Source organism: Nocardiopsis sp. MT53, assembly GCF_019598965.1.
GTDB lineage: Bacteria > Actinomycetota > Actinomycetes > Streptosporangiales > Streptosporangiaceae > Nocardiopsis > Nocardiopsis changdeensis.
This window is the reverse complement of record NZ_CP080599.1, coordinates 5943801-5956732: the sequence shown is the minus strand read 5'-3', so window position 1 is coordinate 5956732 and position 12932 is coordinate 5943801. Positions and strand designations below refer to the sequence as shown.

At 72.6% G+C, this 12932-nt stretch carries 11 protein-coding genes; 6 read left to right on the top strand and 5 right to left on the bottom strand.

The genetic code is table 11. The annotated features are described in order from the left end of the window. Positions 1-42: 42 nt before the first annotated feature. On the bottom strand, positions 43-675 hold the full coding sequence (locus tag K1J57_RS26545; RefSeq protein ID WP_220561444.1) for an FMN-dependent NADH-azoreductase: 633 nt from the start codon (positions 673-675) through the stop codon (positions 43-45). 144 nt (positions 676-819) lie between these two features. On the opposite strand from K1J57_RS26545, the gene K1J57_RS26540 reads away from it, so the two are divergent. Next, positions 820-1431, top strand: a complete 612-nt coding sequence (locus K1J57_RS26540; protein WP_255646620.1) for a TetR/AcrR family transcriptional regulator — start codon at positions 820-822, stop codon at positions 1429-1431. A 64-nt stretch (positions 1432-1495) separates the two neighbouring features. Here the strand turns inward: K1J57_RS26540 and K1J57_RS26535 are convergent, their stop codons facing one another. The 3 genes from K1J57_RS26535 to K1J57_RS26525 all read right to left on the bottom strand — a co-directional run bounded on the left by K1J57_RS26535 (position 1496) and on the right by K1J57_RS26525 (position 3733). Continuing rightward, positions 1496-1702, bottom strand: coding sequence for a hypothetical protein (locus K1J57_RS26535; protein WP_220561443.1), 207 nt, complete (start codon positions 1700-1702; stop codon positions 1496-1498). Positions 1703-1794: 92 nt separating this feature from the next. Next, the gene (locus K1J57_RS26530) at positions 1795-2313 is read right to left on the bottom strand and encodes a pyridoxamine 5'-phosphate oxidase family protein (RefSeq protein ID WP_220561442.1); all 519 of its coding nucleotides are present in this window, start codon (positions 2311-2313) and stop codon (positions 1795-1797) included. 70 nt (positions 2314-2383) lie between these two features. Next, positions 2384-3733: a multidrug effflux MFS transporter gene (locus K1J57_RS26525; protein WP_220561441.1), complete on the bottom strand. Its 1350-nt coding sequence runs from the start codon at positions 3731-3733 to the stop codon at positions 2384-2386. 423 nt (positions 3734-4156) lie between these two features. Here K1J57_RS26525 and K1J57_RS26520 point away from each other — a divergent pair, with 423 nt between their 5' ends. The 4 genes from K1J57_RS26520 to K1J57_RS26505 all read left to right on the top strand — a co-directional run bounded on the left by K1J57_RS26520 (position 4157) and on the right by K1J57_RS26505 (position 9977). Beyond that, the gene (locus tag K1J57_RS26520; protein ID WP_220561440.1) at positions 4157-6700 is read left to right on the top strand and encodes a M14 family zinc carboxypeptidase; all 2544 of its coding nucleotides are present in this window, start codon (positions 4157-4159) and stop codon (positions 6698-6700) included. Positions 6701-7220: 520 nt separating this feature from the next. Further along, positions 7221-7868, top strand: coding sequence for a DUF4352 domain-containing protein (locus K1J57_RS26515; protein WP_220561439.1), 648 nt, complete (start codon positions 7221-7223; stop codon positions 7866-7868). A 392-nt stretch (positions 7869-8260) separates the two neighbouring features. Continuing rightward, positions 8261-8758: a DUF4352 domain-containing protein gene (locus tag K1J57_RS26510; protein WP_220561438.1), complete on the top strand. Its 498-nt coding sequence runs from the start codon at positions 8261-8263 to the stop codon at positions 8756-8758. Positions 8759-9131: 373 nt separating this feature from the next. After that, a complete protein-coding gene (locus tag K1J57_RS26505) occupies positions 9132-9977 on the top strand; it encodes an amidohydrolase (RefSeq protein WP_220561437.1) in 846 nt (281 codons plus the stop codon). A gap of 49 nt (positions 9978-10026) precedes the next feature. Here K1J57_RS26505 and K1J57_RS34065 read toward each other — a convergent pair whose 3' ends face one another. Further along, complete coding sequence (locus K1J57_RS34065; RefSeq protein WP_220561436.1) at positions 10027-11421, bottom strand: SLC13 family permease; 1395 nt, start codon at positions 11419-11421, stop codon at positions 10027-10029. A gap of 328 nt (positions 11422-11749) precedes the next feature. Between K1J57_RS34065 and K1J57_RS26495 the strand changes: the two genes are divergently transcribed. Beyond that, positions 11750-12916 (top strand): alanine--glyoxylate aminotransferase family protein, encoded by a 1167-nt coding sequence (locus tag K1J57_RS26495; RefSeq protein ID WP_220561435.1) that lies wholly within the window; start codon positions 11750-11752, stop codon positions 12914-12916. The last annotated feature ends 16 nt before the right edge of the window (positions 12917-12932 follow it).

The window sequence follows — 12932 nt, the reverse complement described above, 5'->3', positions numbered from 1 at the left end:
AGGGGCGGGCCCGCGGGCCCGCCCCGGCGGGCCGCCCCGCGCTCACCCCGCGGCGAGCGCGCGGCCCGCGTCGCGGGCGGTCTCCAGGGCCCGGGCGCGCTGCTCCTCGGCGAGGCCGCGCAGCCCCTCCATGGCGGGCGTGGTGGCCGCCAGGGTCAGCTCGCGCTTGATGAGGGTGAGGTCGGCCTCCCACAGGTCGGAGACCAGCCGCAGCAGGTAGGGGGTGGAGTGGTCCCAGCCCTCGCGCGGGGTGCCGGGGCCGTAGCCGCCGCCCAGGGTGGTGACCAGCACGGTCGGGGTGCCCTTGAGCAGCGGGGTGCCCGTCCCGCCACCGGTGATCACCAGGTCGGCCCAGGCCTTGAAGTGCTGGGAGACGCCGTAGTTGTACAGCGGGACGGCCAGGATGACGGCGTCGGCGTCCTGGAGCTCGGCGGCCAGGCCCGCGGCCAGGTCGAGCGCCCCGCGCTGCTGCGGGGTGCGGTCGGCCTCGGGGGTGAAACCCGCGGTGGTGGCCAGGGCCCAGGCGTCGGAGGGCAGCGGGTCGGTGCCCAGGTGGCGGCGGACCACGGTGCCGCCGGGGTGGGCCGCGGCCCACTCGGCCTCGGCCCGGTCGGCGATCTCGGCGCTCGCCGAGGCGGCGGGCAGGATGCTGGCGTCCAGACGGAACAGGTTCACGGAACTCACTCTTTTCAGCCGGGGTCGCGGAGCGCCGGGTACGGCGCACGGTGCGGCGGCACGCCGGGAGGGCCCGGTCGCGCGTTCGCACGCCATCATAAACGGACTTCACCCCGCTTATTGTTCCCGGGGTAGATTGGCCCCGTGAACCTCCCAGTGGTGCCCTTCGGGAAACCGCGCCCCGAACGCGCGGACGCGGCGCGCAACCGCGAACTCCTCCTGGCCGCGGCCCGCGAGATGATCGCCGAGAACGGCGTGGAGAACGTGACCATGGACGCCCTCGCCGAGCGCGCCGGTGTGGGCAAGGGCACGGTGTTCCGCCGCTTCGGCACCCGGGCCGGCATCTTCCGGGCACTGCTCGACGACAGCGAGTACCGCTTCCAGGAGCGCGTCCTGTCCGGGCCGCCGCCCCTGGGACCGGGCGCACCGCCCCGGGAGCGGCTGATCGCCTACGGGCGCCTGCGCACCGGGTTCCTCCTGGAGCACCTGGCCGTCGCCCGGGCCGCGGTGGACTACGCGCAGCCCGCCCCGGGCGGAGCGGTGAGCATGACCCTCCCGCACTTCCGCATGCTGCTGGCCGCCCTCCCCGTCCCCCCGCCGCACCTGGACGGCATCGCGCTCCAGCTCACCGGGGCTCTGGAGGGGCCCCTGCTGCTGTCCCTGGCGATGGGCGAGGACGCCGTCCCGCCGGAGCCGGGCGCCTGCCACCCGCTGGCGGACAGCTGGCAGACCCTCGTCGAGCGCCTGCTGGACTGAGGGGGACCACGACCGGGGGAGAAGAGTGCCGGGGGCGGGCCCCCGGCACATCCGCGATCCCGGGTCACTCCGAGGGTTCGGGCAGGGGCGGGCACTCGATGGTCGGGTTCACGCCCATGTAGTTCAACGGCCCGACGAATACGGTGCCCAGGGTGTAGCCGACGTTGGAACACGAGGGCTCGTCGCTGAACAGTCCGCGCTGGAACACGGCGATCACGCCGATGACCAGCCAGACGACGACGAGGGTGGAGATGACGATCTTCGTTCGCATGGGTCCGCCTCCACAAGGGGGGTCGAGGCTGTACCGTCCTTTGTCTTCAGCGAACCCTTACCCCCGAGATCGGGCGTTTCACCTCCCGGTGATCACGGCCACACGTCGAACCGCCACCGGGTGGGCGCCGGGCCGTCCTCGTCGGTGGGGAACGCGTACACGTCGGAGGGCACCACCGTGTACACCCCGTACGGGGGCGGCCCCGCCGTCGGGGCGCCCTCCGGGCCGGTCAGCTCCCCCTCACCCGGGACCGGGGCCCAGCCGTGGTGCTCGGCGTAGGCGGCCGCCACCCAGGCGAGGCGGTCGCGGTCGCGGACCGGTTCGGCCGTGCCCTCCACGACCGCGTCCATGCCCGCCACCGTGCACGCCAGGCTCACCCGCGGGGCCCCGGCCAGCAGCCGTGACTTGGCGGTGCCCGCGCCGGAGGCGAAGAACGGCTGGCCGTCCACCCACACCGCCAGCACCGGCCGGGTGTGCGGCGACCCGTCCGGGCGCACCGCCGTCAGCCACGCGGCCCCCGCCCCCCGGGACAAGCGGGCCAGCGCCTCCTGCCAGTCGGCCGGTCCCCGCCCGGTCAGCGGACGGGCCTGCGGGTTCGGAAAGGTGGACATGCCGCTACCCCCCTGGTCGCCTTGCACGAACCGCCCAGGTTAACGGCCCGTGCCGACATCCACCCGGTATTCACGCGGCGCGCGTCCGGGCGCGTCGCGCGCCGACCGCCGTCAGGGAGAACACCGCGGCGGCGCCCACCGCGGAGGCGAGCATCACCGTGCTCATTCCCGCCAGGGTCACCGCGCCGCCCCAGCCGGCCAGTGCCGCCACCGCCGAGCCCAGGCCGAACTGGAGGGTCCCCAGCAGCGCCGAGCCGCTCCCGGCCCGGTCGGCGGGCAGGTGGGCCAGCGCCAGCGCCGTGGCGTTGGGCGAGACCAGCCCGGTGAACAGCATCATCACGAACAGGGCCGCGGTCACCGACAGCAGCGACGCCGCGCCGGCGGCGTCCAGCGCGACCAGCGCCCCCACCGACGCGATCGAGCCGGCCAGGCCCAGCAGCAGCCGCCGGTGGATCTCCACGTGCCGCACCAGCAGGGCGTTGGCCTGGTTGCCCAGGATCATCCCGAGCGTGGTCACCGCGAACACCAGGGCGAACCGCTGGGCGTCGGCGCCCAGCTCGTTGTGGGACACGAACGAGAACGCGGAAATGTAGGTGAACGACATGCCGAAGCCCAGCGCCAGGGTCAGGGTCGGCAGCAGGAACCGCGCGTCGCGCAGCAGCGCGCCGAACACCCGCAGCTGGCCGCGCGGGTCCACGGCGGTGCGGCGCTCCCGGGGCAGGCTCTCGGGCAGCGCCCACCAGACCAGGACGGTGGTGAGCAGGCCGACCGCGCCCAGGGCGCCGAACAGCACCGGCCACGGGCCCAGGAGCAGCAGCTGCCCGCCCAGGATCGGCCCGAGCATGGGGGCCAGCCCCGACAGCAGCACGAGCCGGGAGAAGAACACGGCGGCGGCCTCGCCGTCGAAGACGTCGCTCACGATCGCGCGGGACACGACCAGCCCCGCGGCCGCCGACAGCCCCTGGAGGAACCGCAGGACGGTGAAGACCTCCACGGTGGGCGAGAAGGCGATGGCGACCGTGGCTGCGGTGAACACGGCGGTGCCGGCGAGCAGCGGGAGGCGGCGCCCCCAGCGGTCGCTGAGCGGGCCCACCACCAGCTGGCCCAGGGCCATGCCGGCCATGACCGAGGTCAGGGTGAGCTTGACGGCCGACTCGCTCGTGCCCAGGTCGGCGGCGATGGCCGGGAGCGCGGGCAGGTACAGGTCGGTGGCCAGCGGGCCGACGGCGGACAGGGCGCCCAGCACGATGACGAGCAGCAGGGCGCGGGCCCGGCCCGGCGCGGGGCGGGCCGCCGGAGCGGTCGGGGCCGCGGAGGCCGGGGTCGGCGCGGGGGCCGGGACGGTCGGGGCCGGGGGCGCGGGAACGGTTGTCGGGGTCGCCGCGTGGCGGCGATCGGGGCGCACGGAGGCAAGGGTCACCGGGGAATCTCCATTACCGGATCGGGATGGTCAGGGGTGCGCTGAACGCGCGGTGCGCGGGCGCCGTGAACCGTCTTCGGACGGGGCGCCGTGGACTGACCCCGAAGGGCCGCACTCCCGGCTCCAACAAGGGTCGGGGGCCGGGAAAATCCCCGCTTTCCCCGAGGAATTCCGTGATCCGGATTACGTCGGCGCGATCCCCTACAGGACAGGGGATCCGGGGGAGCGTGGCGACCCCCACGGCGGATCCGTACCGTCCGGACCCCAGGAGCGGGTAAACGGCGGCCCATGCCGGCGCAGGGCCCGCCCCAAGGAGTGGTCATCCGGCGGAACGCCGCACGCAACACGGTTTTCACGGCGGACCGCCTTGTCCCACCGGCCACTCGCGGGTAGGAAGCAGGGAAGCCCCCAGGAAGGACCCCCGTGTACCCACCCCCGCCCCTCCGCCGGAGGGCCGCCCTGACGGCCGTGGCCGCAGTGGTCGCCGCCGGCGTGCTCGGCGCCCCCGCCCCGGTCCTGGCCGACCCCGCCCTGCGCGAGCACGGCAACGGACCCGAACGCAACGACGTCGCGGCCGTCCCGCTCCAGGACCCCGCCCGGACCCTCACCGCCCCCGCCCCGCCGCAGGTGCCCGGGGTGGACCCCGACACCCCCTACCCGCGCCAGAGCGAACTGCCGGTCCACCCCGAGGACCCCGGCGACCACTCCGTCAAACTGGGCCTGACCCCGTACCACGACCTCGCACCGGCCCTCAACGAGCTGATGGACGACTCCGACCGGGTCAGCGCCGAGATCATCGGCACCAGCACCCGCGGCCGCGACCTGTACCTGGTCACCCTCACCGAGCCGGAGAACCGGGCCCGCGCCGACCAGCAGCGGCGGATGCGCGAGCTCATCGCCGACGACCCCGCCCGGGCCGCCCGCGACCGCACCCTGCCCGACCGGTACAAGACCCCGGTGCTCGTCAACGCCAACATCCACGGCAACGAGTGGGAGGGCACCGACGCCTCGCTGCGCGTCATCGAGGAGCTGGCCCACAGCGAGGAGCCCGCCACCGAGGAGCTGCTGGAGGGAGCGCGGCTGTACTTCGTGCTCACCGCCAACCCCGACGGGCGGGCCGCCGGGACCCGGGCCAACGCGGCCGGGTTCGACCTCAACCGCGACTTCGTGACGGTGTCCCAGCCGGAGACGGCGGCGGTGCGCCAGGTCATGATCGACACCCAGCCGCTCGTCATGGTCGACCAGCACGGGTACGTGAACGGCACCCTCATCGAGCCGTGCACGCCCCCGCACGGCCAGAACTACGAGTACGACCTCTTCATCAAGAACACCTACGCCAACGCCCTGGCCATGGAGGAGGCGATCCTGGAGCTGGGCTACACGCCCGAGGACGACGGGGTGCGGCCGCCGCAGATCCCGTTCCGGGACAGCGCCGACGGCTGGGACGACTGGCCGCCGATCTTCACGCCCATGTACGCGCCCTACCAGGGCGCGGTCGCCTCGGCCACGGTCGAGTTCCCGATGCGGGTCAACAACGCCGACTACAGGGACCTGCCGGAGGAGGAGCTGCGGCGGCGCTCGTCCATCAACACCGACATCTCCGCCGCCACCATCGAGGCGACCATCGAGTTCGCCCGGGAGAACCGGGAGGAGCTGATCGCCGACCAGATCGAGGTGTTCCGCCGCGGCGCGGCCGGCGAGGAGCAGGTGGTCCCGCCCGAGGAGTGGGTGCCCGGGTTCGGCCCCGAGGACGTGTACACCACCGAGTTCCCGCGGGCCTACGTGCTCCCGGGGCGGGACCGCGCCACCGCGCGGCTGGTCGACTTCCTCATCGCCAACGACGTGCGGGTGGACCGCGCGGAGGAGGGCTTCACCGCCGGGGGGAGCACCTACCCGGCGGGGTCCTACGTGGTCGACATGCACCAGCCCAAACGCGGCATGGCCAACGTGCTGCTGGAGGCGGGCCGCGACATCAGCGGCGACGTGGAGGCGATGTACGACATCTCCGGGTGGAGCCACGGCCTGCTGTGGGGCGCCCGGGTCGACCCCGTCCAGGAGGCGGTGGCGGCGCCGACCGGGCCGGTGGCCGCGGCCGCGCCCACCGGCCGGGTGGAGGAGCCCGGCGCGGCCGGGTGGCGGCTGGAGGTGGCCGACGGCTCCGACGCCGCGGCCCTCAACGGCCTGCTCGCGGCCGGGGCCGCGGTGACCTGGGACGGGGGCGGCGCGGTGGTCGCACCGGAGGCGGCCGGGGCGGTCGCCGAGGCCGCCGACCGGCACGGGGCGGTGTTCGCGGCCGCCGACGAGCCGGGCGGGACCGCCCTGGAACCGGTGACCGTGGCGGTGGCGGGCGCCGCCGACGAGGTGTTCACGCTGCAGGCGCTCGGCTTCGAGCTGGTTCCGGTGTCCACCGCGGTGCTCAACGGCGGGTTCGACTGGTCGGGCGTGGACGTGCTGTACGCGGGCTCGGGCCTGGTGTACGCCGACCTGGACGCCGACGCCCGGGCGGCCCTGGACGGGTTCCTCGTCGGCGGCGGGGGCCTGGTCGGCCGCGGCGCGACGGGCGCCCGGCTCAACGACCAGGCGGGGCTGCTGGACGTGACCCGCGCCGCGGGCCGTTCCGACGCCAACGGCGTGGTGGCCGCGGAGGCGGGCGAGGGCGTGCTCACCGGCACCGGCGGGCACACGTTCGTGTACTCGCCGGGCTGGTTCACCGACCTCGGCGCCGGGGTCGCGGTGGAGCAGACCTACGCCGACGACCCGCTGGTGGCGGGGCACTGGCGGGCCGACGCGAACGGCGCGGGCGGCCCGGACGCGGCCGCCGGACGGGCCGCGGTCGTCAGCGGCACGGCGGACGGCGCCGCGGTGGTGCTCTTCGGCACCGAGCCGATGTTCCGCCACCACCCCAAGGGCCTCTTCGCCCAGGTGGCCCAGGCCCTGTACTGGACGGCCTCGGCCCCGCCGGCCTGACCCCCACCCCACCGTCCGCCCCGGGAACCTCCCCGGGGCGGACGGCGGGGCGGTGATGGGTCAGAGGCGTCCGTGGATCGGCGCGAGGCATTGCCGTGAGGACCATCTCCCGGTCATGGAGGGCATCGGGACGAGCCCATGGTCGAACACGTTCGAAAAGCCGAGACGGTGCCCAGGACCTGTTGGACCCTGCTTCCGCCCCGCGCGATCGCGTGCTCTCCTGAATTATGCGCGGCATCGGAAATCCGAAACCGATCGATTCCGAATTCTGTTCGGATGGGCGTTGCGCGGGGTCTACTCTGAAAAACTGAGTCGACCCTGCCGGGGGGTCTGGAGAAATGCTGGGAGGGTCGGGCCGTCCTGGGGTGGTATATGAATAGGGGTTTTCCTGGGCTTGGAGACCCTTCAATGAATCTTTGGAGGGGATTGCCGGTTTTTCTTCTTCGGATGGACGATCCTTGAATGAGGATCGAGCGGTCGGTGGAGAGTCGATTCCGCCGTCTTTCGGGAAGGGGCGTCCATGTACGAGCAACCCCCCGGCGAGCCACAGCAACCGTGGCAGCGACCCCCGCGGTCTCAGGAGAACTGGCCCTGGGTCCTTCTCGGCTGCGGGATCGCCGCTCTGCTGGTCCTCATCCTGATGGTCGCCTGCACGGCCTCGTTCTTCGGTACCGTCCTGAGCCCCTCGGGGAGCGGTGACGGCGGGGTCGGAACCTCCGAGGACACCTCGGAAGGCCCTGATGCCCCCGGCGATGGTGACGGTGGTATCAGTGCCGAAGGCGAGAGCCAGGACATAGGCATCGGAGAGCCCGGGGTCATGGCCGACTGGCGCATCACCGTCGATTCGGTGGAGACCTCTCCCACCTACGGCGACGGGTACTCCCTGGAGGAAGCCCAAGGCGAGTTCCACCTCGTCGGCCTGACCGTCGAGAACATCGGGCGCGAGGTCGGTCACTTCTCCGAGGAGGATCTGACCCTGATCGACGCGGAAGGCAACAGGCACGAGGCCGACACTTCGATCCTCGCCGACGGTGCCCTGTCTTCGGAGCAGGTGAACCCCGGGAACCGGGTGATGGGCACGGTCGCCTTCGACCTTCCCGAGGGGGCGCAGCCCACCGTCCTGGAGGTCTCCGGGGCCGGAGCCCCGCTGGAAATCCTATTGGACTAGGGTTGTCGCCTCGGGAGGAGCGAAGGCCCGCGGGTCTTTTTCCGAGGAATCCGTCCAGGAGTGGGTGATTCGGTTTTTCGGGAAAGTCGTCGCCCTTTGCGGTTGAGAGAATGCGGTCTGTTGTGGTTGTTCCTGTGGGTGAGATATTCACAGGAATTTCCGCTGATCTGTGATCTCCTTCGGTGGTTTTTGGGGCTTTTATTCTATTTTTCGGCTGTCGCTGGGCGATCCTTGTGTGAAGGCTGGAGGAATCGATGGCCGGTCGGTCCCTTCGTTCTCGAAGGAGTACGCCCATGTACGAGCAACCACCGAGCGGAGCACACCCGCCGAACGGGCCACAGCCACCCTGGCAGCAGGGACCGCCCCCTCCGCGAAAGAAGAAGTGGCCTTGGGTGCTGCTCGGTTGCGGGATCGCGGCCCTGCTGGTCATCGTTCTGGCGGTCGCGTGCACGGGGGCGTTCTTCTCCGCGTTCACGGGGCCTGCGGAGGACACTTCCGGCGACGGGGCCCAGGAGACCCCTGTCGGTCTCGGGGAGCCCGCCGATCTGGGGCAGTGGCGCGTCACGATCGAATCGATCGAAACGGCGTCGAGCTACGAAGAGACGAGCCCTCAGGGCGAGTTCAAACTCGTGGCGCTGACCGTCGAGAACATCGGTACCGAGTCGACGATCTTCGACAGTGGAGCGCTGTCCCTCATCGACGCCGACGGCAACACGCACTCGGCGTCGACCACGGGGAGTGAGGACTCCCTGTTCCTGGAGCAGATCAACCCCGGGAACCAGAAGTCCGGAACCGCTGTCTTCGATGTTCCCGAAGGGACCGAGATCACGGCCGTCGAGATCCAGGACACGTTCTCCATGGAGGACCCCGTCACGGTCCAGGTCGACTGAATCGGCCGGCGTTCTCCACAAAGGCTTCGGAGGGCGCCGATCAGGGGCCGCCCGGGTGACCGGGCGGCCCCTGAAGACGTTCCGGCCGGGGTCGGCCTGTAGTGCGGATCGCGGTGGTGCCGGGCACCTGCCCCGGATTCCTCGCCCCCTTCCGGATTCGGTGCCGCCGGCTCCAACGGCCGCTTTCCGGGGAGGCCGGCCTGGACCGCACCGGCGGCTCGGCCGCCATGCCGAAGCACACAGGGGTCGACGATGAGGCCTCATCCGCTCTCACCGTCTCTGGAGGGGAGAGCGTGGGGTTGGTTCGACTATCAGCTAGCGATCTATTGTCTACAATTTTGGGGACCGGTCGTCCAGAGCGAGGAGACCCCCCGTGCAGACCTCTTCACCACCGTCCGGGGCGGTGGACGCCCACCAGCACTTCTGGCCCGCGGGGGTGCGCCCGAGGGACCCGCGGATGGCGGTGCTCGACCGCGCGTTCGCCCCCGCCGACCTGGAACGCGAACTGGCCGGCGGGATCGCGCGCACGGTGCTGGTGCAGTGCGCGGCCGGGCCCGCGGAGAACGACCGGCTGGCCGCGTACGCGGCGGCCTTCGCGCCGGTCGGGGCCGTGGTGGCCTGGCTGCCGCTGGACGACGCCGGCGCCGCGGAGCGGGAGCTGGCGCGGGTGCGCGCCCTGACGCCGCTGGTCCGGGGCCTGCGGGCGGCCGTCCCGCCGGGCACCCGCGCCGACGGGGAGCTGCTGCGGGTGATGGCGGCGGCGGGGGAGGCCGGGCTGGTGTGGGAGATCGTCGTGACCGACGCGTCCCACGTGCGGCTGGTGGAGGAGGTGACTGCGGTCCACCCGTCCCTGGGCATCGTGGTGGACCACCTGGCCACGCCGCCGCTGGGCCGCCCCGACGCCGGGGCGTGGGGGGAGTGGATCGACCGTCTGGCGGCTCTGCCCTCGGTCGCGGTGAAGGTCTCCGTCGGGGGCGACGTGCTGACCGGGTGGGACTGGGACGCCGGCGCCCTGGCTCCTTACGTCGGATGGGCGCTGGAGGCCTTCGGGCCGGAACGGGCGATGCTGGCCGGGAACTGGCCGGTCGTCCGCCTCGCGGCCGACCACGCCACCGCCTGGGGCTCGCTGCGCGCGGCCGTCGCCGCCGCGACCTCGGCGGCCGGGCTCGCCCGGGTGGAGGGCGGCACCGCGCGCCACTGGTACGGGATCGCCGGGTAGGCGCGCCGCGGCGGGAGGGCCCGGGCCCTCCCGCCGCGGCGGAGCGGTCCTACAGCCAGCCGGGGACCACGAAGACCCCCCAGGTCAGCAGGGGCGCCACCAGGATCATGGACATGCCCCACTGCATGAGCCGCCGGAAGACGCGGTCGCGCTGGTCCGGGGCGGAGTTGGCCACCACGAGCGCCCCGCTGGTGGAGAAGGGCGAGGAGTCGACCACCGAGGAGGAGATCGCCAGGGCGACGATCATCCCGACCGCCCCCACCTCGCCCGCCAGGAGGAACGGCACGGCGAGCGGGATCAGGGCGCCGAGGATGCCGGTGGTGGAGGCGAACGCGGAGACGGCTCCGCCGATCACGCAGATCAGCAGGGCCGCCACCAGCGGGACGCCGATGGCGGCCACGCTGCCGCCCAGGAAGTCGATCGTCCCCATGCGCTCCATGAGGCTCACGTAGGTGACGATCCCGCAGATCAGCAGCACGGTGGACCAGGCGACCCGGTCGACGGCGCCCTTGGCGCTGCGGGGCGAGAACACGCTCAGCACCACCGCCACGCTGATCGCGGTCAGGCCGACGTCGAGGCCGAAGGCGAGCACGCCCACGCCCAGGGCGACGATGCCGAGCAGGGTCAGCCCCCGGTCCCGGTCCAGCGCGATCGGTGCCTCCTGTGCCACGGCGGTGCCCCCGCCGCCGGCGTCGGTCCTGGTCGCGGTGGCGGTCCGGGCCGCCGTGCCGCCGGAGGCCGGGGCGGCCCCGCCGCCACCGTCCCCGGTTCCGGGTCCGTCCCCGGACCGTGCGGGGGCGGGGGCCGTCCCGGCGGCGGGGGCGTCGCCCTCGCGGCGGCCCAGCAGTTCGCGGCCGCCGAACATGAAGAAGACGGCCACGCTGAGCAGCAGGTTGAAGACGAACGACGCCGCGAAGAGCAGCGGCGGCGACCCCTCCAGGCCGTTGCGCGCGACGACGCCGTTGGTGATGGTGCCGAAGATGCTGATCGGCGAGAACCCGCCCGCGCTGCCGCCGTTGATGATCAGCAGGCCCATGAGCACCGGGTCGATCCGGTGGCGCCGGGCGAAGCCCAGGCCGATCGGCGCGACGATCGCGATGGCGGCGGGGACCACCGCGCCCGCCGCGGTGAGGGCCGCGGTGACGCCGAACATCACCCAGGGGATGAGGGCGACGCGTCCGCCGACGGCGCGGACGGCCACCTGGACCAGCCAGTCGACGGTGCCGTTGTTCCGGGCCATGGCGAACAGGAAGGTGACGCCCACCAGGACGACGAACAGGTCCCCGGGGAAGCCCCCGAACACGTCGTCGGTGGTCTCCCCGGCGACGGTGAGGGCGACGACGAAGGCGGCGAACAGGGCGAGGGCGCCCATGTGGACGGAGGTGACGGTGGCGAGGAGGAAGACCAGGACGAGAACGAGGATGGAGATGACTTCTGCTGGCACGTGCGCGGCCCCCTTGTGAAGGCTCGACGGCGGAGAGTCGGTCGAACATGGCCCGGTGGGCCGGATGCGGCGGCCGCGGGGGTCGGGGGGACCGGCGCGTGGCTGACACCGACATCACTGCGATATTTCACTATGTGAAATATTGATTCTGCTTAGCAGAAGTATGTCTTCCGGTTTTGGCTGCGTCAACTGTTGCTTGAGATGTGAGTCACAGTAAAGTGGCGCCACGAGAGGCTCGCAAGGGGGTTGTGGTGGTCGGCGTGAACTTTTAGGATCCATTTAGTGGAATCAAATTTCCACAATGCGGATGTTCTCCGAGAGGATCGCCATGGATGACACCACCGGACGCCACTTCCTCCAGATCCCCGGCCCCAGCAACGTCCCCGACGAGGTCCTGCGCGCCATGTCCGCGCCGACCATCGACCACCGGGGCCCCGACTTCAGCGCGCTGTTCGGCGAACTCCTGCGCGACCTGCGACCGGTCTTCGGCACCGCCGAACCCGTCATCGTCTACCCCTCCTCGGGCACCGGGGCCTGGGAGGCGGCCCTGGTCAACACGCTCTCCCCGGGCGACCGCGTGGTCGTCTTCGAGACCGGCCACTTCTCCACCCTGTGGGGCGAGATGGCCGCCAAGATCGGCCTCGACGTCCAGGTGATCCCCGGCGACTGGCGGCGCGGGGCCGACCCCGACCGGCTCGCCGAGGTCCTCGCCGCCGACACCGGGCACGGGATCAGGGCCGTGTGCGCCGTGCACAACGAGACCTCCACCGGCGTGGTCAGCCGTATCAAGGAGGTCCGCGAGGCCATCGACGCCGCCGGCCACCCCGCCCTGCTGCTGGTCGACACCATCTCCTCGCTCGGCTCGGTCGACTACCGCCACGACGAATGGGGCGTCGACGTCACCGTCTCCTGCTCGCAGAAGGGCCTCATGCTGCCCCCCGGGCTCGCCTTCAACGCCGTGGGCCCCAAGGCGCTGGAGGCCTCCCGCACCGCGCGCCTGGCCCGGTCCTACTGGGACTGGGCGCCGATGCTGGAGGCCAACGGGCGGGGCTTCACCCCCTACACCCCGGCCACCAACCTCCTCTACGGCCTGCGCGAGGCGCTGCGCCTGCTGAACGCGGAGGGGCTCCCCGCCGTCTTCGCGCGGCACGACCGCTACGGCCGGGCCGTCCGCGCCGCCGTCCGCGCCTGGGGCCTGGAGGTGCTGTGCGCCGACGAGCGCGAGTACTCGGGTGTGCTCACCGGGGTCCTCGTGCCCGAACACCACGACGCCGACCACGTCCGCAGGGTGATCCTCGACCGCTACGACATGTCGCTGGGCGCCGGGCTGGGCCGCCTGGCCGGACGGGTCTTCCGCATCGGCCACCTGGGCCACACCAACGACCTCACCATCGCCGGGGCCCTGGCCGGGGTGCAGATGGGGCTGGGCCACGCCGGGGTGAAGGTCGCCGGCGACGGCCTGGCGGCGGCACTGGAACTGCTGGACGAGCACTGACCCGTCCCCGCAACGG

Excerpts from the sequence above, each read along its gene's own strand:
- K1J57_RS26535 (WP_220561443.1), bottom strand. The coding sequence starts at position 1,702 with ATGCGAACGAAGATCGTCATCTCCACCCTCGTCGTCGTCTGGCTGGTC.
- K1J57_RS26530 (WP_220561442.1), bottom strand. The coding sequence starts at position 2,313 with ATGTCCACCTTTCCGAACCCGCAGGCCCGTCCGCTGACCGGGCGGGGA.
- K1J57_RS26515 (WP_220561439.1), top strand. The coding sequence starts at position 7,221 with ATGTACGAGCAACCCCCCGGCGAGCCACAGCAACCGTGGCAGCGACCC.
- K1J57_RS26495 (WP_220561435.1), top strand. The coding sequence starts at position 11,750 with ATGGATGACACCACCGGACGCCACTTCCTCCAGATCCCCGGCCCCAGC.